Annotated in this window: 19 protein-coding genes and 1 tRNA gene; 8 read left to right on the top strand and 12 right to left on the bottom strand. The window is 55.2% G+C overall.

What is annotated here, in order from left to right; translation table 11 throughout:
* Nucleotides 1-80 precede the first annotated feature (80 nt).
* Nucleotides 81-1193 (top strand): porin OmpC, encoded by a 1113-nt coding sequence (ompC, locus tag AC6I8C_RS12910; RefSeq protein ID WP_497822714.1) that lies wholly within the window; start codon nucleotides 81-83, stop codon nucleotides 1191-1193.
* Nucleotides 1194-1219: 26 nt separating this feature from the next.
* Here the strand turns inward: ompC and AC6I8C_RS12905 are convergent, their stop codons facing one another.
* Together AC6I8C_RS12905 and AC6I8C_RS12900 are read right to left on the bottom strand one after the other, a co-directional pair.
* Nucleotides 1220-1414 (bottom strand): hypothetical protein, encoded by a 195-nt coding sequence (locus AC6I8C_RS12905; RefSeq protein ID WP_497822713.1) that lies wholly within the window; start codon nucleotides 1412-1414, stop codon nucleotides 1220-1222.
* A gap of 149 nt (nucleotides 1415-1563) precedes the next feature.
* A complete protein-coding gene (locus tag AC6I8C_RS12900) occupies nucleotides 1564-1674 on the bottom strand; it encodes a hypothetical protein (RefSeq protein ID WP_013358547.1) in 111 nt (36 codons plus the stop codon).
* 172 nt (nucleotides 1675-1846) lie between these two features.
* On the opposite strand from AC6I8C_RS12900, the gene apbE reads away from it, so the two are divergent.
* From apbE to AC6I8C_RS12885, 3 genes are all read left to right on the top strand, one after another.
* Nucleotides 1847-2893, top strand: a complete 1047-nt coding sequence (apbE, locus tag AC6I8C_RS12895; protein WP_497822712.1) for an FAD:protein FMN transferase ApbE — start codon at nucleotides 1847-1849, stop codon at nucleotides 2891-2893.
* A complete protein-coding gene (gene alkB, locus AC6I8C_RS12890) occupies nucleotides 2893-3534 on the top strand; it encodes a DNA oxidative demethylase AlkB (RefSeq protein ID WP_098052776.1) in 642 nt (213 codons plus the stop codon). The genes apbE and alkB overlap by 1 nt, the downstream gene beginning before the upstream one ends.
* Nucleotides 3535-3629: 95 nt before the next feature.
* Nucleotides 3630-5282 (top strand): multidrug ABC transporter permease/ATP-binding protein, encoded by a 1653-nt coding sequence (locus AC6I8C_RS12885; RefSeq protein ID WP_497822711.1) that lies wholly within the window; start codon nucleotides 3630-3632, stop codon nucleotides 5280-5282.
* A 155-nt stretch (nucleotides 5283-5437) separates the two neighbouring features.
* Here the strand turns inward: AC6I8C_RS12885 and AC6I8C_RS12880 are convergent, their stop codons facing one another.
* The 5 genes from AC6I8C_RS12880 to AC6I8C_RS12860 form a co-directional block, all read right to left on the bottom strand.
* The gene (locus AC6I8C_RS12880) at nucleotides 5438-6154 is read right to left on the bottom strand and encodes a 4'-phosphopantetheinyl transferase family protein (RefSeq protein ID WP_497822710.1); all 717 of its coding nucleotides are present in this window, start codon (nucleotides 6152-6154) and stop codon (nucleotides 5438-5440) included.
* 72 nt (nucleotides 6155-6226) lie between these two features.
* Nucleotides 6227-6430: a hypothetical protein gene (locus AC6I8C_RS12875; protein WP_003854174.1), complete on the bottom strand. Its 204-nt coding sequence runs from the start codon at nucleotides 6428-6430 to the stop codon at nucleotides 6227-6229.
* A 413-nt stretch (nucleotides 6431-6843) separates the two neighbouring features.
* Entirely contained in the window at nucleotides 6844-7785 is a 942-nt protein-coding gene (locus tag AC6I8C_RS12870; protein ID WP_497822709.1) for a sugar phosphate isomerase/epimerase family protein, read from the bottom strand.
* Between the two features lie 9 nt (nucleotides 7786-7794).
* Nucleotides 7795-8973, bottom strand: coding sequence for a Gfo/Idh/MocA family protein (locus AC6I8C_RS12865; RefSeq protein ID WP_497822708.1), 1179 nt, complete (start codon nucleotides 8971-8973; stop codon nucleotides 7795-7797).
* A 54-nt stretch (nucleotides 8974-9027) separates the two neighbouring features.
* The gene (locus AC6I8C_RS12860) at nucleotides 9028-9951 is read right to left on the bottom strand and encodes a substrate-binding domain-containing protein (protein ID WP_497822707.1); all 924 of its coding nucleotides are present in this window, start codon (nucleotides 9949-9951) and stop codon (nucleotides 9028-9030) included.
* A gap of 381 nt (nucleotides 9952-10332) precedes the next feature.
* Between AC6I8C_RS12860 and AC6I8C_RS12855 the strand changes: the two genes are divergently transcribed.
* Nucleotides 10333-11358, top strand: coding sequence for a LacI family DNA-binding transcriptional regulator (locus AC6I8C_RS12855; RefSeq protein ID WP_497822706.1), 1026 nt, complete (start codon nucleotides 10333-10335; stop codon nucleotides 11356-11358).
* A 200-nt stretch (nucleotides 11359-11558) separates the two neighbouring features.
* On the opposite strand, the gene AC6I8C_RS12850 is transcribed toward AC6I8C_RS12855, so the two are convergent.
* From AC6I8C_RS12850 to AC6I8C_RS12840, 3 genes are all read right to left on the bottom strand, one after another.
* A tRNA-Pro gene (locus AC6I8C_RS12850) sits at nucleotides 11559-11635 on the bottom strand.
* A gap of 73 nt (nucleotides 11636-11708) precedes the next feature.
* Complete coding sequence (gene yejM, locus AC6I8C_RS12845) at nucleotides 11709-13463, bottom strand: LPS biosynthesis-modulating metalloenzyme YejM (RefSeq protein ID WP_497822705.1); 1755 nt, start codon at nucleotides 13461-13463, stop codon at nucleotides 11709-11711.
* A gap of 22 nt (nucleotides 13464-13485) precedes the next feature.
* The gene (locus AC6I8C_RS12840; protein WP_010248348.1) at nucleotides 13486-13713 is read right to left on the bottom strand and encodes a YejL family protein; all 228 of its coding nucleotides are present in this window, start codon (nucleotides 13711-13713) and stop codon (nucleotides 13486-13488) included.
* A 158-nt stretch (nucleotides 13714-13871) separates the two neighbouring features.
* Here AC6I8C_RS12840 and yejK point away from each other — a divergent pair, with 158 nt between their 5' ends.
* Nucleotides 13872-14876: a nucleoid-associated protein YejK gene (gene yejK, locus AC6I8C_RS12835; RefSeq protein WP_013358541.1), complete on the top strand. Its 1005-nt coding sequence runs from the start codon at nucleotides 13872-13874 to the stop codon at nucleotides 14874-14876.
* A gap of 345 nt (nucleotides 14877-15221) precedes the next feature.
* On the opposite strand, the gene rplY is transcribed toward yejK, so the two are convergent.
* Both rplY and radD read right to left on the bottom strand, forming a co-directional pair.
* Nucleotides 15222-15506: a 50S ribosomal protein L25 gene (gene rplY / locus AC6I8C_RS12830; RefSeq protein WP_013358540.1), complete on the bottom strand. Its 285-nt coding sequence runs from the start codon at nucleotides 15504-15506 to the stop codon at nucleotides 15222-15224.
* A 141-nt stretch (nucleotides 15507-15647) separates the two neighbouring features.
* Nucleotides 15648-17402, bottom strand: coding sequence for a DNA repair helicase RadD (gene radD / locus AC6I8C_RS12825; RefSeq protein WP_497822704.1), 1755 nt, complete (start codon nucleotides 17400-17402; stop codon nucleotides 15648-15650).
* A 155-nt stretch (nucleotides 17403-17557) separates the two neighbouring features.
* On the opposite strand from radD, the gene rsuA reads away from it, so the two are divergent.
* Together rsuA and AC6I8C_RS12815 are read left to right on the top strand one after the other, a co-directional pair.
* Nucleotides 17558-18277 carry a 16S rRNA pseudouridine(516) synthase RsuA gene (gene rsuA, locus AC6I8C_RS12820; RefSeq protein WP_033733312.1) on the top strand — a complete coding sequence of 240 codons (720 nt, stop codon included), beginning with the start codon at nucleotides 17558-17560 and terminating at the stop codon, nucleotides 18275-18277.
* A gap of 49 nt (nucleotides 18278-18326) precedes the next feature.
* Nucleotides 18327-19523, top strand: coding sequence for a Bcr/CflA family multidrug efflux MFS transporter (locus tag AC6I8C_RS12815; RefSeq protein ID WP_497822703.1), 1197 nt, complete (start codon nucleotides 18327-18329; stop codon nucleotides 19521-19523).
* Nucleotides 19524-19693 lie beyond the last annotated feature (170 nt).

Raw genomic sequence — 19693 nt, 5'->3', positions numbered from 1 at the left:
AACAATGGCCTGCCGGCTGAATTTTTAATCATTCAGTTCGCAGTGGCAAATAATAAAGGCACATAACAGAGGGTAATAAAATGAAACGTCGCGTTCTCTCCCTGGTGATCCCTGCATTGCTGGTTGCAGCAGGATCAGCAAACGCAGCTGAAATCTATAACAAAGACGGCAACAAATTAGACCTCTTCGGTAAAGTTGACGGTCTGCACTACTTCTCAGATAACGACAGTTCTGACGGCGACCAATCCTACGTTCGCTTCGGCTTCAAAGGCGAAACCGAAATCAGCAATGAGCTGACCGGTTACGGCCAGTGGGAATACCAGGCCGCGCTGAACAACGCCGAGTCTCAGGGCACTGCTGACAGCTTCACCCGTGTCGGCTTTGCTGGCGTGAAATTTGGGGATGCAGGCTCGTTCGACTACGGTCGTAACTACGGCGTAGCCTACGACATCGGCGCATGGACCGACGTGCTGCCAGAGTTTGGTGGCGATACCTATGGCGCGGATAACTTCATGTATCAGCGCGGTAACGGCATGGCGACCTACCGCAACAATAACTTCTTTGGTCTGGTGGATGGCTGGAACTTTGCAGTCCAGTATCAGGGTAAGAATGGCAACAGCAGCGAATCACCTAATGGCCGTGACGTACTGGGCCAGAACGGCGACGGCTGGGGTCTGAGCACCACCTATGATCTGGGTCAGGGCTTCGGCATTGGCGCAGCAGCTTTCCAGTCTGACCGTACCAACGATCAGAACAGCGCAACGTCAGGTATTCTTGGCCGCGGCGATAAAGCGGAAGTGTACACAGGCGGTCTGAAATATGACGCGAACAACGTCTATCTGGCAGCGATGTACTCACGTTCGTTTAACGCAACCCGCTTCGGCAGCAGCGACTCTGAAGCCTATGGCTATGCGGATAAAGCGGATAACTGGGAACTGGTTGCACAGTATCAGTTTGACTTCGGCCTGCGTCCATCTCTGGCCTATGTCACCTCACGCGGCACCGATGTTCAGAACTGGGGCAAACAGAATCTGAAAAAATATATCGATGTTGGCGCGACGTACTACTTCAACAAAAACATGTCTACCTATGTTGATTACCAGATCAACCTGCTGGACGACAACGCGTTCACCGACGCAGCCGGTATCAATACCGACGACGTGGTGGCACTGGGTCTGGTTTACCAGTTCTAAGCGTTCTGAGTTGTCAGGGAGCGCAGTTACCGCTGCGCTCCTGCATCGCCTTCCGGGCTAAGCGCTTCAGCCTTTCGCCACTTCGTGGGTTCTGGTGCTGTTGTTACCGACGACACAACACTGCCGAATCGTGCACCTTCAAATGCGACACCTGCCAGCGTAAAGGCTGAAAAGCTCAGCCAGTGATGCCACGCTGTTGGCCACTTCTGTGAATTTTTCATTCTGCACCTCTCAGAGATAAACACTGTTTCAACAGTGCAGAATTCATGCCAGCTTTACCGCTCTCACAGCCACAGACGGCGCGCCCGTTTTGGTACACTTGCCGCGCGCGTAAGAGAGGCATTGCCCCAATCAGGTGCAGCCAGGCCTGTTAATGGCGCGGCCGGGAAGGCGTCATATGACGATGACGACGCTGTTCGACCACTTTATAACTTCCGTAAACAAACAGACCCAGGGCAATAACGAGAATCGCATAAATCATCTGTAGCTCCTTACTTTGAATTAATGTTTATCGCCTGTCGGGAGGCGGGGTCAGGATAGATGACCGGTGAATGTTCTCGTGATTCAGAAAAAGATTCAACGCTATTTAAGCTAATTTACCCGAAGTTTATGCTTTGTAGCAGAGCTGAATAAAGTGTTACAAGTGAGGGAAGATGCGTTCTCAGATTAATCTGCTGTTTATAGCGATGTTAGTACTGATGTTGGCAGCCTGTGATAAGCCAGCGGCAACAACCGCACTGGTACTGGAAGGAAAAACGATGGGAACCGTCTGGCGTGTGAGCCTGGCGGGAGTGGAGAGCGAACGTAAAGCGAAGCTGCAGCAGCGCATTCAGCAGCGGCTGGACGCGGACGATGCCGAACTCTCAACCTGGAAAGCCGATTCCGTGTTATCGCGCTTCAACCAGAGCCGGGATATGTCACCGCAGCCGGTGAGTGAAAATATGGCGGATATTGTCACTACCTCATTGCGAATTGGCCGCAAAACCGGCGGGGCGATGGATATCACCGTCGGGCCACTGGTTAACCTGTGGGGTTTTGGGCCGACGAAACAGCCACGTCATACGCCGGATGCGGCACAGATCGCCGCCGCCCGGGCGCAGACCGGGTTACAGCATCTGCGGGTGGTGCAGGGCGCAGACGGGCAGTGGCTGCAGAAAGATCTGCCTGACCTTTATGTGGATCTCTCAACGGTGGGCGAGGGCTTCGCAACCGATCATCTGGCGCGGCTGATGGAGCAGCTCGGCATCAACAACTATCTGGTATCGGTCGGGGGCGCAGTGCTGAGTCGTGGTCTGAATGCGCAGCAGCAGCCGTGGCGGGTCGCGATTCAGAAACCGACCGATCGCGAAAATGCAGTTCAGGCGCGCGTTGATCTGCAGGGACACGGTATCAGCACCTCCGGCAGCTATCGCAACTATTATGAACTGGACGGCAAGCGCATTTCTCATGTGATCGATCCCGTTACCGGACGGCCCATTGAGCATAAACTGGTCTCCGCCACGGTGATCGCCACTACGGCACTGGAAGCCGACGGCTGGGATACCGGATTGATGGTACTCGGCACTGAAAAAGCCAAAGCGCTGGCGATAAAAGAGCATCTGGCGGTCTATCTGATTAGTAAGCAGGGCGATAAATTTGTCAGCTGGATGTCGCCGCAGTTTGCTGCCTTCCTGATCCCCGACAAATCCGGAGCACCCTGATGTTAGATCTTTTTAGTGAAGAGCAACCCTGGCAGGAGCCGCTGGCTGAAGGTGCTGTGATCCTGCGGCGTCGCGCGCGCGAAGATGCAGAAGCGCTTTATCAGCAGATCATGACGATTGCGGAACAGAACCCGTTTGCCCATCGTATTACGCCCGGCGGCCATCGCATGTCGGTGGCGATGACCAACTGCGGCGATTTTGGCTGGTCGGTGGATTCACGTGGCTACAATTATCAGCAGCAGGACAACCTCAACGGACGTCAATGGCCACCCATGCCGCCGCTGTTTCGTACTCTGGCACAGCAGGCGGCATCAGAGGCAGGATTCCCTGACTTTAATCCGGATGCCTGCCTGCTTAATCGCTATGAACCGGGCGCGAAGCTGACGTTGCATCAGGATAAAGATGAGAAAGATCTGCGCCAGCCTATCGTTTCGGTGTCGCTGGGCTTGCCGGCGGTTTTCCAGTTTGGCGGCTTCGAGCGCGGCGACACGACTCAGCGTGTGCTGCTGGAACATGGCGATATTGTGGTGTGGGGCGGGCCGTCGCGCCTGCGTTATCACGGCATCCTGCCGCTGAAGCCAGGCGTTCATCCGCTGGCCGGTCCCTGGCGTTATAACCTGACGTTTCGCCGCGCTTTTTGACCCGCCACGCCGGTCATGGCGTGGTGAGAATAACTATTGCTATCATTTGGCAGGCCATTACACTGCAGGCTGTTTTTAGCTGATGGATTGCCTGCATGACGTTGTTAAGCGTTGTTTTTCGCCAGTTCCGCTGGCCTTTTCTCGGGGTGATTGCGCTGACGTTGTTAAGCGCCGTGCTGGGTATCGGCATGATCGCCTTCATCAATCGCGAAATGATTGTCGCCATTAACACCTCCTTTGCGGTATTGCCGCAGTTTCTGCTGCAGCTGGTGGTGCTGATGGCGGTGACGCTGGCCTCGCAGCTGGCGCTGACGATGCTCGGCCATCAGTTTGTCTGGCGACTGCGCGGCGAGTTTATTAAGCGTATCCTCGATTCCCGGGTTGAGCGCATCGAGCAACTCGGCAGTGCGCAGCTGCTGGCGGGACTGACGAGCGATGTGCGGGCGATAACGCTGGCCTTTGTGCGCCTGCCGGAGCTGTTTCAGGGCGTCATCATTACGCTTGGCTCGGCAATTTATCTCGCCTGGCTGTCGCCCAAAATGCTGCTGGTGACCAGTCTCTGGTTGGGTGTCACGCTGGTGGGCGGCTGGATGCTGGTTTCACGTGTCTATCAGCACATGGCAAAGCTGCGGGAAATCGAAGATAACCTCTATCGCGATTACCAGACGGTGATTGAAGGGCGCAAAGAGCTGCAGCTTAACCGCTCCCGTGCGCAGCAGGTTTATGACACCGTGTATCAGGAAGATGCCCGCGCCTGGCGTCATCATATTGTACGCGCGGATACTTACCATCTCAGTGCGGTTAACTGGTCAAATATCATGACGTTAGGCGCTATCGGCATGGTCTTTTTTATGGCTAACAGCCTGGGCTGGGCTAATACCGCCGTCGCCGCCACCTTTTCCCTGACGCTGCTGTTCTTACGCACGCCGCTGCTCTCGGCGGTGGGTGCGTTACCGACGTTGCTCAGCGCCCAGGTCGCTTTCCGTAAGCTCAACGCCTTTGACCTCGCGCCTTATCAGCCCGGGTTTCACGCCCCATCTGCCGTCTCTGACTGGCAGACACTGGAGCTGCGCGACGTCTCTTTCCACTATGGTGATAATGGCTTCCAGGTGGGACCAGTTAACCTGACGCTGCGCCGGGGGGAGCTGGTATTTCTGATTGGCGGCAACGGCAGCGGGAAATCGACGCTGGCGATGCTGCTGACCGGACTTTATCAGCCGCAGTCCGGCACGCTGCTGCTGGATGGTAAAGCGATCACGGCTGACGAGCTGGATGTGTGGCGCAGCCAGTTCTCGGCAGTCTTTACCGACCTGCATCTGTTTGACCGGTTAATCGGACGGGAAGGGGTTGCGGCCAATCCGGCGCTGGTTCAGCAGTGGCTGGAGCGGCTGAAGATGCAGGATAAGCTGAAAATTGAAGGCAACAAAGTGCTGAACCTGCGGCTATCCAAAGGGCAGAGTAAGCGACTGGCACTGCTGCTGGCGGTGGCGGAAGAGCGCGATGTGCTGTTACTGGATGAGTGGGCGGCCGATCAGGATCCCCATTTTCGCCGCATCTTTTATCGCGAGCTGCTGCCGTGGTTGCAGCAGGCGGGTAAAACGGTGTTTGCCATCAGCCATGACGATCATTACTTCATTCATGCCGATCGGCTGCTGGAGATGCGCGAAGGCCAGTTAACGGAGCTGACCGGTAATGAGCGCGACCTCGCCACGCTCGACTCGGTAAAGCGCACTGACACCGGGCTTTGACGGCAGCTGGCAAAACTTAGCAGAAAAGCGCACTGGCGTGCTGCGCATCAGAAAGGCTACTTTAACAACCAGCAGAAACGTCGGTTTCTGCCATCCTGAAACGTCTTCTTTCGTCTGTGTTTACCCCGGCTAAATACTCTTGTTAAGCCGGTTTTTTAAAGCCGATGCGTGACCAGGGTGATGACCTGATTCTCCTGCCACATAAAGTCCGCTTGCAGTAACGTCCCCCTCGCAAAGCGCTCGCCGAAGTGCTGAGTCAGGCTCAGCGTGGCACTTTGCTGCGCGAAATCTACGGACACCAGTGCCGCATCCAGAAAGTCCATCGGCTGATGCAGTTGTGGCCATAGCGCTTTATATACGCTTTCTTTGAGCGAGAAGAGCAGGGTGGCGGCCGCACTGAAGGAGACGGGCAGCGTCCGCAACAGCTGCTGTTCCTGCTCGTTCATCAGCAGCGTTGCCGTTTCCTGTGCCGTGGTCTCGGACATCAACTGCTCGACATCGACGCCAACTGCGCAGGGCTGACGGGTAGCCGCCACGACGACGACACCACTACTGTGTGACAGTGACGCCTGAATGCCGGCAGGCCAGAGGGGAGATCGGTCAGGAGCGTTAGTCAGAATGAAATCATCAATGCCCAGTTCTGCCATTACTGACCGGGCAAGTAACCGGCTGGCGAGATATTCCGCACGTCTTTTATTGACCGCCTGCTGCAGTCGGGCGGGCAGCGGAATACCCCATTCGACAGCCAGCGCGTCATGATATTTTTGTGGGTCAAAGTGACTCACCGCCAGCAAAGGATCGCTGTGGTTAAGATGACAGGAAAGGATAAAGCCGCCTGCAACAGGCGGCAGCGGCAGGTCGGGATAGCGCATGCGAAACCATCATCAGAACCCAAAAAAGCATTTAATCAGGCGCGATGGTTCAGGGCAAGCAGCCCGCCGCAATCAGTCGTTGGGAGGAATGGCAAAACTTTTAAGAGAAACAACGAAATGGTGGTGACCCCTGCTGATGCGTGCACCCCGGTCGCACCAGTGGCTCGCCAGACGAAAGAAATCGTCGCTGCCAATGTCATACGCCAGTTCCACTTTGCTAATGCCTGAATGAAGTAACGCTTCTGCATCTTTCAGGCTTTTCGCTTTGATCGCCATAAAAATTATCCGTCAATTTCTGGGGAGTTCAGGGTAGTTATTTTCTGTGACATTTTTGTTTCAGTTTGATGAAAAAGCGCAGCGGGTGGCTACTTTTGTGAGGCGGATCAGGCTTTTTTGCAAGCTTTAACCTGATGATTACATAAGGAATGTTAACCCCGTTCGGGATTAATCTGAATATTAAGCAATGGGAAGCAGCGACAAAGAAAGGCCGCGTTAATCGCGGCCCTGTGGGTTACTTTTCGTCTGGCGGGGAAGGTTGCTTATCGCCGGACTCAGGTGCTTCGGTTGGATCGTCTTTTTCAATTACCGTCATAAACTCTCCTCTTGTTACCCACTTGCTATTCAGTATAGAACGTATTACGAAGGCGCGCGTAAAGTTAACCTTCGACGGCAGCCAGCCGGTGGCGTTCTTACTGACTGATGGTCTGCTGCAGGGCTGCAATGGATGAGGTTATCCCCGCGTCGACTGACATGGTTAAGTCTTCCATTTCCAGTGAGACCCAGTCGTTGTACCCCATCATGCGGACAACCGAGAAAAATTCCTTCCACCATTTAAGGTCCTGACCACAGCCTACGGCGACATAGTTCCATGCCCGGTTAGCGACATCTTCAACCGGTTTGGTTTCCAGCAGGCCATTGATCTCAACCAGCCCGCGCTCAAGACGGACGTCTTTACCATGACAGTGGTGAATTGCAGGGCCGAGTGCGCGTGCGGCGGCAATCGGATCGGCCCCCATCCAGATAAGGTGGCTGGGATCGAGGTTAAGACCGACCATCGGGCCAACCGCTTCCCGCAGCCGGAACAGCGTTTCCGGGTTCCAGACCAGCATTGAGCTGAAATTCTCCAGCGCGAACTTTTCTACGCCACAGGTTTTTGCCCGTTCCACCAGTCCCTGCCAGTAAGGGATGGCGACCTCGTTCCACTGATAGTCCAGACAGTTTTTCAGCGTGGGTGGCCAGCTGACAGTGTAGGTGATCCAGTTCGGGATGGTGTCTTCCGGGCTTGCCGGTGGCAGGCCACTCATCATCACGATCTTCTTCACGCCGAGTTCACCCGCCAGCCGCAGGGCATTTTCACTATCGCGCTTGTGTCGCTGACCCAGTTCGCCCGGGTCGAGCGGATTGCCCGATACGTTCAGTGCCGCAATCGACATACCGCGGCTTTCGATAGCCTGAAGAAACTGCTGACGTTTTGAGGCGCTTTCAAGCAGGGCGGTCGTTGGCACATGCGGTGCAGAGGACCAGCCGCCCGTCGTCATTTCAACGCCAGTCACGCCCAGCTCCAGCAGTCTATCCAGCATCTGCTCAAAGGGGAGGTGGCCCAGGCTGTCTGTACAGAAAGAGAGTTTCATCGTCTGTCCTTATTGGTAATCAACCCAGCTGGCGCCGTTGTCTGCCGAGCGCACGCAGTTTTCAATCCAGCGCACGCCTTCGGCGCCCGCATTCATGTCGGGATAGACCAGCGTTTCCAGTGTGCGGCGGTCACCGTTCTGCGTTGCGCTGATGGCTCGGGCAAACTTCAGGTAAATGTTGGCCCAGGACTCTGCCAGACCTTCCGTATGCAGTGCGCCCAGACGTTCATCCGCCAGCGCACTTTCATCAAGGTAGGGCATGCCGTGGTGAAGTATCTGGTTCGGCTGGCCCTGCACCTCAAATTTCAGTTCACCCGGGTTATAATCACTCCACTCCAGGCTGGCGCGTGAGCCGATGACGCGGATACTCTGACTGTCCATCGAACCGGCGTTAATGGCGGAAGCCCACATGCGGCCAACGGCGCCGTTTTCGTAGTGCATCAGCACCATCGCGTTGTCTTCCAGCGGCGCTCGTGAGGGAATAAAACTCTGGCGATCGCACAGCAGGCTTTTGATTTTTAAATCCGGCAGAACAAGCTGGGAAATGTAAAACGTATGTGTCGAGATATCACCCAGTACAAAAGAAGGCCCTACAATTTTTGGATCAACGCGCCACTTCTGTGCATCGCTGAACTTATCGGCATTGTCATTCGCACTGAAGCCGTGGGTATATTGCAACTCAACCATTCGAACATCGCCAATCTCACCTTTGGCGATCATCGCGCGCATCTGCATCAGCAGTGGATGGCCGGAGAAGCCGTAAGTCACGCCAACGATAAGGCCTTTTTCCGCCGCCAGTGCTTTTATTTCCCGGGCCTCTGCGGAGGTGAAAAATAGCGGTTTCTCACAGATAACGTGGATGCCGGCATTCAGGGCTGCCCGGGTAATCTCAAAATGCGTGCCGTTAGGTGTCGCTATTGTGACTACCTCAATGCCGTCGTCGCGCTTTGCCTCTTCTGTCAGCAACTGCTGATAGTTGTCATAGCAGCGTTCCGCTGACAGACCAAGATTGATACCGAACTCGCACCCCCGCGCAGCGTCAATGTCAAATGCACTGGCAACCAGCTGGTAGGCCGTGTTATCGCGCAGGGCACCTGAACGATGTTTATAGCCTACCTGGCTGAGGCGACCGCCCCCGATCATTGCCCAGCGTAGCGGGCGGGGAATCACTTTCTCACCGTTTAACATAATAACTCCTTTCGATTTTCTGCACCCGGGTGCAATTGGGGGTATATTTAAAGGCTATTTTTGTTGCTGCTGACTGAACTGCGGGTAATTCGTTTGGGTGACGGTCTGATAGGGGATCCAGTGATAGTTTGCGGTTTTCTGCTTATGGAGCAGTGCAGCGGCCACGCTCACGGCACCCGTCGCCTGCGCTCTGGCATCCTGGAAAACCGTCACCACCATTTCACCATTTTTGATAAATTGCAGGCCATCCGGCGTTCCATCGATGCCTGCCACCAGGACATCTTTTCTCTTCGCCTGATTCAGAGCCATGATGGCACCAATGGCCATTTCATCATTATTGGCAACAACGGCATTCACCGGCGTGCCGTTAAGAAGCCAGGCTGAGACGACATCCACGGCTTCATTGCGTTGCCATCGGGCGGTCTGCTTCTCAATGACCTTCATGTCGGGATGCTGTGCCACAAATTCTTCTACCGCACGCGTGCGCTCGCGGGCCTCCTCATTCGACAGTGCACCCATCAGAATCGCGATGTTGCCCCGATAGTTCATGATTTTAGCCAGTGCTTCGATCTGCATTTTCCCGCTGAGGGCTGAGTCAGAGCCCACATAGGCCATTTGCCCGGTCAGCGGCACTTCAGGTTTGCGATTAACAAAAACCAGGGGGATACCGGCACGCTTTACGGCGTTTATCATAGGCAATACGCCCTGGGTATCGACCGGATTAAGAATGATGGCGTCCACACCCTGGTTAATAAAATCATCAACCTGCTGTATCTGAAGCTCGACGTCACCCCTGGCGTCTGAGAACTGTCCTTTCATGCCCTGTGCATCCAGTTCATGAACCATCTGCGTGCGCAGTATAGAGACAAAGTTAAGGTCAAAACTGGCCAGCGCTACACCAATCCGGGCCGTTTTTGCCTGTAGGCCTGAAGAGAGCATGGCTGTTATCAGTAGCAGCACATTCAGTATCTTTTTCATCATCGGATCCTGTGGAATGGATGTCAGTCAGTCCCTGCTGCGAAGAGCTATAGCTTCCTGCCCGGTGTGACTTCTCTGCACCTAAGCCGCACTCTTAACTTCATGTTTGCACCCGGGTGCAAACATGAACTTAAGAGTGCATTCAGGAAATACAATTGCGTTGAAGATGCTACGAATGTGTAAGAGGTGTTAAATTTAGTCAATCATGTTTTAGACAATTACTGATGCGGGATCACAAAATATTTGCAACCGGGTGCATTTTTAAAATTTTCCTGTCATATTATTTTTCTTATCCATGCAGAAGATTTTGGCAGTATTAAAAGCCATTATAATCAGACAGTTAAACCTGATGACTACAATGAATACTTACCCAGGCACTGAATGAGCGATAAACCTTTAAAACGACAAAAAGTAACGGCCAGCGATGTGGCAGCTCGCGCTGGCGTTTCAAAATGGACAGTGTCACGGGCGTTTATTCCTGATGCCTCGATTTCTGAGAAAGCCCGTAACAGGGTGCTGGCTATCGCCAGTGAGCTTGGCTATCGGCCCAATCTGCTGGCTCGTGGACTATCACAAAAGCGCACCCATATTGTTGGTGTGGCCATTGATGAATTAAAAAATCCGCATTCCATGATGATGCTGGATGAAGTGACCCGTCAGCTTCAGCAGCGCGGCTATATGGCATTGCTACTGAATATTACCGGCAATAATTATTATTCCGTGATGTCACTGGCCGATCAGTTGCAGGTGGACGGCATTCTGTTTCTTGGAACTGTACTGACGCCTGAATTCGTGGCGATTGCTGCAGAAATGCACGATATTCCCCTGGTGCAGGTCTGCCGTAACACGGAAGGGCAGGAGATCGACGTTGTAAATATTGACGGGTATCAGGCCGGACGGACAATTGCGCGTCTGTTAATCGCGCAGGGACATAAGAAATTTGGCTATATGGCCGGACCGGGTGCGGGCGCACATCTGCAGCGCAAACAGGGTTTTTGTGATGAGCTTCGCGCTGCGGGCATCGAGCTGACGCTTGAACTCAGTACGGAATATTATGACCGACAGTTGAGCTATGGCTGCATAAACGCCTGGCTGCAGCACGCCTCTGAGTCTGAACGCATCGATGCGCTGTTTTGCGAAAACGATGAACTGGCACTCGGCGTGATGGCGGCCCTGCGGGACAGGGCAGGGAAGCCGGGCATCGCCGTCGTCGGCTTTGACGATATTGATGAAGCCGCGGCGCCAGGCTGGCAGCTTACAACGTATAGCCAGCGTCTGGATCTTCTGATGGAAGAGGCGCTTAATCGGCTAATTTCTGGTAAAGCAGTGCCGGACGGCCACTGGAGAAAGGGGGAGCTGCGTGTTCGTCACTCACATCTTAAGCCGCCATCCGAAGCAAACCGCTAACCCAAGGGGTCGCCTGGGGCGCAGCCAAAGCAGCGCCTGTTGTGAGGGTGCAAATAAGAGAGCGTAGCGCTATTGCGCACGGTGACGGACAAAACGGCCTGGGACGAGTCTGGAGAAACTGGAGCGCTGTAGAGATTCAGAGCAACCATAAAGTAAAAGGGCTAATCTTTCGATTAACCCTTTGACCTGTCAGAGTAATTTGGTCGGCACGAGAGGATTTGAACCTCCGACCCCGGACACCCCATGACCGTGCGCTACCAGGCTGCGCTACGTGCCGAACACTGGGAGATAAGTCTACTGGTTATCGTCATGAATGCAAGATACCCGCAAACTATTTGCCTGATAATTAATCAGTTAGCGATAAACCGCTTCTCCTCGGTGAGTACCTGCAACAGCAATGCCAGCTCTGGCTTGTGATCTTTAAGCGCGTTGCCCTGCGCATCATAAGCGCGATAGCTGCCATTGTTGTTGAGCACCAGCGTCACCTGCGGCGTGGTAATGACCAGTTTATTCTCTTCGCTGCTGGCGACCCAGTCATGGCGACGACGCGCTGCAAACAGATCTTCACCCTGCGAGTAATTCACCGGATTGGTCCGCACATGCAGCAGGCGCTGCATCAGCGTCGCCATCACATCCTGATGATCCGAAAGGCGATCAACCGTCTGCGCGGGGGTGTCAGGCCAGTGAATCACTAACGGCACCTGCAACGTCTGGCGGTTTCCGGCACTGTCAGGATTGCCGTCCAGCGCCAGACCACGCTGCGCGGTGATCACCACGACGGTGTTCTTCAGCAAATCACGTGCCTGCAGGCTGCTGAGCACCGCGTGAATCTGTTCATCAACAGCCGGAGCCTGACGCAGATAGCTGCGCTGACGCGCTTTGGCACTGTCGCCGGTCACATCAGGGCCGTTCAGGGCGATCCATGAGAACCAGGGCGCCTGTGAATCTTTCTGTTTCTCCAGCCAGTTCTGCCATTGCGCCACGGTGCTGGCGTTGGGCTGACTGCTGGTGGCAGGCAGTGAATAATCGGTCAGCAATGCCTGGCGGTAGAGCGGCGGATTAAAGCCTTCTGAGGAGAACAGGCCAAACTGATAACCCTGGGTACTCAATGCACCCAGCAGGGCAGACGGCGTCCGGGAAGCCAGGATTCCGTTCATGTAGCTGGAGGAGATACCGTAGAACAGGCCGAATAAGCCTTTCTCCGGGGTATCACCCGCGCTGTAGTGCTGCGTGAAACGCACGTTCTCGCTGGCAAACTGATTGAGTTGCGGCAGCGCTTTGGCCAGCGTGGCGTTGTTCAGACCATCGACGGTCAGCACCAGCAGGTTATTGCGTGTCCCGGCGTCACGGAACGTAATGTCGCTCAGTGGATATTCTACCGCCAGCGCTTCCGGATCCCCCTGCTGAACCAGACGGCGCTGATACTCCTGCGCATCCAGCAAGCCGTGACGCTCCAGGAAGCGGCGGGCGGTCATCGGATAAGAAAGCGGCAGATTGGCACGCTGCATGGTAATCGGGCGATAGAAGTTGGCATCGGCCCAGATATACATCAGGTGGCTGGCAAAGAAGGCGCTGATAAACAGAGCAGCGACAGGTTTACCAAATGAACGGCGATTGAGGCTGCGCAGCTTCTGCCAGCTCCAGGTCGCAAACAGCATCTCGACCAGGAAAATCAGCGGCACGCTGATAAACATCAGCTGCCAGTCACGCGCCATCTCGCTCTGATCGGGGTTAATGACCAGTTCCCACACCACCGGATTCAGGTGCAGGTGGAAACGGCTAAAGACCGCACTGTCGACCATCACCAGCGTCAGCCCGGACGTCGCAATCACCGCGGATAACACCCGCATCAGCCGCTGCGACATCACCACAAAGGTCAGCGGGAAAATAATCAGCAGATAAGCGGCAAACACGACAAAACTGAAGTGGCCAACCCAGCTGGTATAGGCGTAGATACGCCCCGCCAGCGAAGAAGGCCAGTCGGCGACCAACAGGTAGCGACTGCCTAAAATCAGCGCGAATAAGATATTAAACAGAGCAAACCAGTGCCCCCAACTGATCATCTGGGAGACTTTTTCGCGGTAGCGCTGCCGGTTGGTTACCATATTATGAAGTCAAATCAGCCAATTAATGAGCGTTGTCGTCGCGCACAGATGCCTGAAGGGCATCGGCGAAAGAGCGTGCCAGTGAACGACGTTGCGCCGGAGCGACATCGCTGTTAATTAAGTTGGTCACCATATTTCCCAGTACCATCAGGGAGAGGTCGGTGGGGGCTTTATCCTTGTGCAGGATTTGGGCCATTTCCGCGAGGAGTTGTTCCACGCGTTCGTCACTGTAGCGTGATGATTGTGCCATATCGTCGTCTAAGCTCATTTCAAAAGGCGATATATTACCGGAACAGCGCACTTTTTACCGCAATTTTATCGAAAGTACCGCGTTCGCTTTCAGCATGGAGTTGAAAGCCGATGCTGGCGGTGTTTGAATACGCGCCTGTGCTAAAAGGAGAGTCTACCATGAGTCTGGATATCGACCAGATTGCCCTGCATCAGTTAATCAAACGCGATGAAAACCAGCTTGAACTGGCGCTGCGCGATTCGCTGCTGCCTGCCACCAACACGGTCAACGCGATGGTGGAGGAGTTACACCGGGTTTACAGCGCAAAAAGCAAAGCCTATGGCCTGTTCAACGCTGAGAGTGAACTGGCAGAAGCGCTGCGTAATTGTCGTAAGGGCAACGATGATTTTCTCGCTTTTAGCCGTGCCGCGACCGGTCGTCTGCGCGATGAGCTGGCAAAATACCCGTTTGCGGAAGGCGGCGTGGTGCTGTTTATTCACTATCGCTATCTGGCGGTGGAGTACCTGCTGATTGCGGTGCTGAACAGCCAGTCCAGCATGCGCGTCAATGAGCAGCTGGATATCAGCAGCACGCATTATCTCGATATCAATCATGCGGACATCGTAGCGCGTATCGACTTAACCGAATGGGAAACCAACCCGGAATCGACCCGTTACCTGACCTTCCTGCGCGGCCGCGTTGGTCGTAAGGTTGCTGACTTCTTTATGGACTTCCTCGGAGCCGAAGTGGGATTAGACACTAAGGCGCAGAACCGCGGTCTGTTGCAGGCGGTCGATGACTACTGCAACGAATCGGAACTGGATAAGCAGGAGCGGCAGAACTATCGTCAGCAGGTTTACAGCTACTGCAACGAGCAGCTGCAGGCGGGCGAAGAGATTGCGCTGGAGGATCTGTCGAGCGAACTGCCACCGCTGGGCGAAAAAACCTTCCAGGCCTTTACCCAGGAGCAGGGCTACGAGCTGGAAGAGAGTTTCCCTGCGGATCGCAGCACGCTGCGCCAGCTGACAAAGTTTGCCGGAAGCGGCGGGGGACTGACGCTGAACTTTGATGCGATGTTGCTGGGTGAACGCATTTTCTGGGATCCGGCCACAGACACTCTGACGATTAAGGGCACACCGCCTAATCTGCGCGATCAGCTCCAGCGCCGTACCAGCAGCAAATAAAAAAGCCGGGCTTAGCCCGGCTCAAACTGCTGACCATCTCAAATCGGGTTTAAACTGGCCGCAACCAAATAATTGCGCAGAGAACACGGGCAGAGGAGGAAAGCGTCCCGCGCCATGGACGGCGCGGGCCGAGCGGCCAGGGAGTGGCATTAGCGTCTTTCCGATCTGACCGTGTTCTCTTCGCTGGCTCAATCTTTCAGCAAAGCCGATGCAGACGTTATCAAACCTAAGTCGGGCTTAGCCCGGCTTTGATTCCCTGCCCACGATGATGATTTGGCCTGGCAGCGACAAAATAAAAGGGCCGGTTTCTCAACCGGCCCTTCTGTTTTTCAACGTAATTCGCGATTAAGCGCGAACGAAGTCGATGTGGAACAGTTTTGGCTTGAACGGGTGACGCTGAACAGCCTGAACTTTCACTTTAGTTTCTTTACCGTCAACTGACAGGGTCAGAACTTCGTCGTAGAAACCTGGCTTAGCTTGCAGGTTCATGACTGAGTCGTGATCCAGATCGATGGCAACAGCCGCTTCAGAACCACCGTAGATGATGGCCGGGAAACGGTTTGCTGTACGCAGGCGGCGGCTCGCACCCTTACCCTGCTCTTTACGTTCTACTGCATTGATAGTGAGCATTAATATATCTCTTTATTTAATCCTGCTACAGGCGACCCAGTAACAGGCAGGTTATTCAATCCCGCTGATGCACATGCAAAAGCGGGCGGCAGTATAGCCGTTATGCCGGGTGGTAGCAAACGATATACCCGCCAGCAGGGATTACCGTAGCTCATTGGCGCGGCGATAACGACCCTGATAATCGAACATTTTCTCGCGGATTTGCCAGAACTGGCCTTTGGCGCGCGCCACGACAAAGTCGGGATGTCGCAGCAGGGGCTGCAACGCCAGCACGTCAGCGGCGGTCTGCCAGCCCAGCGGTACGCCGGGCGCGCGCTGATGCGGGCGCATAAAGAGCTGTTCAAACGCCTTACGCTGTGCGGGTGTCTGCAGGCGAAACCGTTCGCTGACGCTGGTGCCTTCCTCATCATGATAAGTTGCCTTCAGCCATTCACCTTTGGCGTCGTGGCCCTGTTCCAGCGTCATGCCGCCACAGCGCAGCACCAGCGCATCCTTCAGTTTCAGGGCAGCTTTAAGCATATCGTCCGGGTCGACCAGAATTTTGTCGCACTGATGGCAGCGCCGGGCGGCAATATCATTCTCTGCGCCGCAGTCGGGGCAGCTTTTAAAGCGGAAGCGGAAATCACACTGTTCGCGCTCACCCTCATCATCTTCCAGCACGCCCTGACAGCGTCGGCCAAAATGCTCAATCACCATGCCATCGGCGGTCGCCTTGCCCCAGAAGGTGTTGGCGAAACCGCAGGCGGGACAGAAAACCTGAACCGGCTGATTGTCGCTGGCCCCTTTAGGCGCGCCGACTTCGGGCGTAAAGAGATCGTGCGGATTACCGGCGTAATCCAGGATCAGACAGTCGGTTTTACCGGGCGAGAGTCGCAGCCCGCGTCCGACAATCTGCTGGTAGAGGCTCACCGACTCGGTCGGGCGCAGGATCGCAATCAGATCCACGTGCGGGGCATCAAACCCGGTGGTCAGCACCGCCACGTTCACCAGGAATTTCAGCTGCTGCGCTTTAAACGCCAGAATCAGGGCATCGCGCTCGCGGGCGGGCGTTTCGGCGGATACCAGCGCGCTGTTTTCAGGCAGCAGCTGCAGAATTTCCCGCGCATGCTCTACCGTTGAGGCGAAAATCATCACCCCCAGCCGATCTTCGGCGAACTCCACAATCTGACGGATGATATGGGGTGTCACGCGCTGCTGCTGTTTCAGTTCGCGATTCAGATCGGCTTCGCTGAACAGGCCGTTAGACTGTGCCGTCAGGCGGCTGAAATCATACTGCACCACAGGCATATCCAGCCGCTCAGGTGGCACCAGGAACTGATGCTTGATCATATAGCGCAGCGGCAGTTCATAGATGCAGTCGCGGAACAGCGACTTTTCGTCGCCACGCACCATGCCGTGATAGTGGAACTGATAAATCCAGCCTTTACCCAGCCGGAACGGCGTGGCGGTCAGGCCCAGTAAACGGAGCTGAGGATTGTGCTGACGCAGATGGTTGAAGATCTGCTGATACTGGCTCTCTTTATCATCGCCGATGCGATGACACTCATCGACGATTACCAGCGAGAAGGCGCTGTCGAACAGGTCGAGGTTGCGCGCCACCGACTGTACGCTGCCAAACACCACTTTGCGCTGGCTCTCTTTGCGCTGCAGGCCGGCGGCAAAGATATCGGCTTCCAGTCCGTAAGCCTGATATTTGCTGTGGTTCTGTGCCACCAGCTCTTTCACGTGCGCCAGCACCAGCACCCGGCCACGCGCCAGCCGTGCCAGCTCGGCAATCACCAGACTCTTTCCGGCACCGGTTGGCAGCACAATAACGGCAGGCTCCTGATGGCGACGGAAATGCGCCACGGTGGCATTCACCGCATCCTGTTGATAGGGGCGTAAGGTAAAAGACATGTTGCTCACTTTTATAAAACTGGGGGTAATTATGCCATGAAAGGGCGGTAAACGCGCTGTCAGGCTGGCGCGGATCACGTTATACTTCCCGCACATTTTCAACGGTTAACCAGGCCGTTTCAGATTCCCTCCGCAGTAACAGGCAAAACGAATTCATGCGACTCGACAAATTCATCTCTCAGCAACTGGAAATCAGCCGCGCTATCGCTCATCGCGAGATCCGTGGCCAGCGTGTCACCGTCAACGGTGAAGTGGTGCGCGACACCGCGTTTAAACTGCTGCCCGACCACGAAGTCGCCTACGACGGCAACGTGCTGCAGATGCTCACCGGCCCACGCTACTTTATGCTGAACAAACCGCAGGGCTACGTCTGCTCAACCGACGATCCCGATCATCCGACTATCCTCTATTTCATCGAAGAGCCAATGTCATTCAAACTGCACGCGGCAGGGCGTCTTGATATTGACACCACCGGGCTGGTGCTGCTGACAGATGATGGCCAGTGGTCACACCGCATTACCTCGCCACGTCATCACTGCGAGAAAACCTATCGCGTCACCCTGGAATCGCCGATCGGTGACGATACGGCCGCGCAGTTTACCGCGGGCGTGCAGCTCCACAATGAGAAGGACCTGACGAAACCGGCACAGCTGGAGGTGATTACCCCCACAGACGTGCGGCTGACCCTGAGCGAAGGCCGCTATCACCAGGTGAAACGGATGTTTGCGGCCGTCGGTAACCGGGTCATTGAGCTGCATCGCGAACGTATCGGTGACATTGCGCTGGACGACGATCTGGAACCGGGCGAATACCGGGCGCTGACAGAAGACGAGATCGCCAGTATCGGTCTGCCAAAAGAGCTGCAGGCAAAATAACCGGGCGGGCCAGGCGGCCCGTACCTGATTCATTTGTGCAGGAGAGGGTGTGCGTAAGGAAAAGAATTCGCCAACAGGACTGGTTGTCATCCTTGGTCTGTTAGCCATGCTGATGCCATTGTCGATCGACATGTATCTGCCTGCGATGCCGCAGATTGCGCGTGAGTTCGGCGTGTCAGCCGGTAGCGTGCAGATGTCGCTTAACCTCTACATCCTTGGCTTCGCGATTGGCCAGCTTATTTATGGGCCACTGGCAGACAGCTATGGGCGTAAGCCGGTGATTGCACTCGGCACCCTGATCTTCGCCTGTGCCGCCGCGGCCTGTGCGCTGTCGCAGAGCATCGACCAGCTGATTCTGATGCGCTTCCTGCACGGGCTGTCAGCTGCCGCAGCCAGTGTGGTGATCAATGCCCTGATGCGTGACAGTTACTCGAAAGAGGACTTCTCGCGCATGATGTCCTTTGTGATGCTGATTACCACCATTGCGCCGCTGCTGGCCCCGATTATCGGCGGCTGGTTGCTGGTGCTCTGGAGCTGGCATGCCATCTTCTGGGCACTTGCGGGCGCGGCACTGGTGACGACCGTGCTGGTCACTACCCAGATCCGCGAAACCCTGAAGCCGGAGCAGCGACAGCGGTTTCACCTGCGCACCACGCTGGGCAATTTCGTGACCCTGTTTCGCCACAAACGGGCGTTCAGCTATATGCTGGCGAGCGGCTTCTCTTTTGCCGGGCTGTTTACCTTTCTCAATGCCGGTCCCTTTGTTTACATCGAGCTGAATCACGTCTCACCGCAAAACTTTGGCTACTACTTTGGCCTTAACGTGGTGTTCCTGTTTCTGCTGACGCTGATTAACAGCCGCGCCGTGCGCCGCTTTGGCCCGGTAGCGATGTTCCGGCTGGGCCTGCTGATTCAGTTCTGCATGGGGATCTGGCTGCTGATTGTCAGCGCTTTCAGCCTCGGTTTCCTGCCGCTGGTGATGGGAATCGCGCTGTTTATCGGCTGTGTGTCGATGGTCTCATCGAATGCGATGGCGGTGATTCTGGATGAGTTCCCGCACATGGCGGGCACGGCCTCGTCCCTGGCGGGCACGCTGCGTTTTGGCGTCGGTGCGTTTGTGGGGGCGTTGCTGTCGCTGGTGAGTTTTAACAGCGCCTGGCCAATGGTCGGCACTATCGCGCTCTGCGCAACAATCTCTCTGCTGATCTTTTTCTACGCTTCACGTTCCCGCACTGCGCCCCGTTAATCGGGCGCAGTGGTTTCCCCGCCGTTGCCCGCAGTGATGCACATCTCGCCGGTTTTGTTTCTTACTTGTGAAAACTTTTAGCTAAAAAAGTAACCACAATGCGTCTAAAATGATTGTTAACGGCGTGTGAACGCGGTACATATAGGCTGAAGTGCGATGTAAGTCGCAAA

It is taken from the genome of Pantoea sp. X-Soil-YNGN-844, from assembly GCF_059730595.1.
The sequence above is the reverse complement of the archived record's forward strand: the minus strand, read 5'-3'. Positions and strand labels throughout refer to the sequence as shown.

Excerpts from the sequence above, each read along its gene's own strand:
- ompC (WP_497822714.1), top strand. The coding sequence starts at position 81 with ATGAAACGTCGCGTTCTCTCCCTGGTGATCCCTGCATTGCTGGTTGCA.
- AC6I8C_RS12905 (WP_497822713.1), bottom strand. The coding sequence starts at position 1,414 with ATGAAAAATTCACAGAAGTGGCCAACAGCGTGGCATCACTGGCTGAGC.
- AC6I8C_RS12900 (WP_013358547.1), bottom strand. The coding sequence starts at position 1,674 with ATGATTTATGCGATTCTCGTTATTGCCCTGGGTCTGTTTGTTTACGGA.
- apbE (WP_497822712.1), top strand. The coding sequence starts at position 1,847 with ATGCGTTCTCAGATTAATCTGCTGTTTATAGCGATGTTAGTACTGATG.
- alkB (WP_098052776.1), top strand. The coding sequence starts at position 2,893 with ATGTTAGATCTTTTTAGTGAAGAGCAACCCTGGCAGGAGCCGCTGGCT.
- AC6I8C_RS12885 (WP_497822711.1), top strand. The coding sequence starts at position 3,630 with ATGACGTTGTTAAGCGTTGTTTTTCGCCAGTTCCGCTGGCCTTTTCTC.
- AC6I8C_RS12880 (WP_497822710.1), bottom strand. The coding sequence starts at position 6,154 with ATGCGCTATCCCGACCTGCCGCTGCCGCCTGTTGCAGGCGGCTTTATC.
- AC6I8C_RS12875 (WP_003854174.1), bottom strand. The coding sequence starts at position 6,430 with ATGGCGATCAAAGCGAAAAGCCTGAAAGATGCAGAAGCGTTACTTCAT.
- AC6I8C_RS12870 (WP_497822709.1), bottom strand. The coding sequence starts at position 7,785 with ATGAAACTCTCTTTCTGTACAGACAGCCTGGGCCACCTCCCCTTTGAG.
- AC6I8C_RS12865 (WP_497822708.1), bottom strand. The coding sequence starts at position 8,973 with ATGTTAAACGGTGAGAAAGTGATTCCCCGCCCGCTACGCTGGGCAATG.
- AC6I8C_RS12860 (WP_497822707.1), bottom strand. The coding sequence starts at position 9,951 with ATGAAAAAGATACTGAATGTGCTGCTACTGATAACAGCCATGCTCTCT.
- AC6I8C_RS12855 (WP_497822706.1), top strand. The coding sequence starts at position 10,333 with ATGAGCGATAAACCTTTAAAACGACAAAAAGTAACGGCCAGCGATGTG.
- yejM (WP_497822705.1), bottom strand. The coding sequence starts at position 13,463 with ATGGTAACCAACCGGCAGCGCTACCGCGAAAAAGTCTCCCAGATGATC.
- AC6I8C_RS12840 (WP_010248348.1), bottom strand. The coding sequence starts at position 13,713 with ATGGCACAATCATCACGCTACAGTGACGAACGCGTGGAACAACTCCTC.
- yejK (WP_013358541.1), top strand. The coding sequence starts at position 13,872 with ATGAGTCTGGATATCGACCAGATTGCCCTGCATCAGTTAATCAAACGC.
- rplY (WP_013358540.1), bottom strand. The coding sequence starts at position 15,506 with ATGCTCACTATCAATGCAGTAGAACGTAAAGAGCAGGGTAAGGGTGCG.
- radD (WP_497822704.1), bottom strand. The coding sequence starts at position 17,402 with ATGTCTTTTACCTTACGCCCCTATCAACAGGATGCGGTGAATGCCACC.
- rsuA (WP_033733312.1), top strand. The coding sequence starts at position 17,558 with ATGCGACTCGACAAATTCATCTCTCAGCAACTGGAAATCAGCCGCGCT.